Source organism: Phyllobacterium sp. P5_D12 (assembly GCF_054049495.1).
In genome coordinates this window covers 1-871 of sequence record NZ_JBFUMG010001035.1, presented here as the reverse complement: position 1 = coordinate 871, position 871 = coordinate 1, and the positions used below count along the sequence as shown (strand labels likewise).

The 871-nt window shown below is 56.5% G+C and carries 1 protein-coding gene; it reads left to right on the top strand.

The window, feature by feature from the left end:
* The coding region (gene pcaQ, locus ACXJ5O_RS28500) for a pca operon transcription factor PcaQ (protein WP_457302842.1) at positions 1 to 734 on the top strand (734 nt) is incomplete at its 5' end.
* Positions 735 to 871: the final 137 nt, after the last annotated feature.

The following is an 871-nucleotide window of genomic DNA, read 5'->3' as shown; positions in this document are numbered from 1 at the left end:
GCTATGGAGAGGTGTTCCTGCGCCATACCGGCGCCGCCATCACGGCATTGCGCCAAGGCATTGATTCCGTTTCCAATGAAAGGTCGGGGGAGGGTGTCCCCATCCGCATAGGCGCTTTGCCGACTGTGTCCACCCGCGTGATGCCGCATGCCATCAGTTTGTTTCTGCAAGAGGAAACGCAAAGCCGCATCAAGATTGTTACGGGCGAAAACGCGGTCCTGCTGGAGCAGCTTCGGCTTGGTGATCTCGATCTTGTTGTTGGCCGCCTTGCCGCCCCCGAGAAAATGACGGGATTCTCCTTCGAACATCTCTATTCCGAGCAGGTGGTGTTCGCCGTCGGCGCCAACCATCCGCTTTTGAATTCACAAGAGGATATCTTTTCGCTTCTTGCCGAATTCCCCATTCTCATTCCGACCAGGGCATCGATCATTCGGCCCTTCGTCGACCGCTTTCTCATTGCCAATGGAGTGGCCGCCCTGCCTACTCAAATCGAGACGGTTTCCGATGCGTTCGGCCGCGCCTTTGTTCGCTCCAGTAACGCGGTTTGGATCATCTCATCGGGCGTTGTCGCCGATGATGTCGACGACGGGAGTTTGGCTTTATTGCCTCTAGACACAAGCGAGACGCGCGGACCGGTAGGTCTCACGATGCGTGCTGACATAACGCCGTCACTACCGCTGATGATCCTGATGCAGACTATCCGCGAAGCAGCAATAGAAGCATCCACTGCCTAGACCAATAGGCCCGCAAGCGTATCGCGAGTTGATTGCATCACCGGTAGATAGGTTGCAATCATTTCATCAACGGCAACCCTCGGTGCCTGTGCGCCGACGTTGAGTGCCGCAATGGTGGTACCCCGCATATTGCGCAC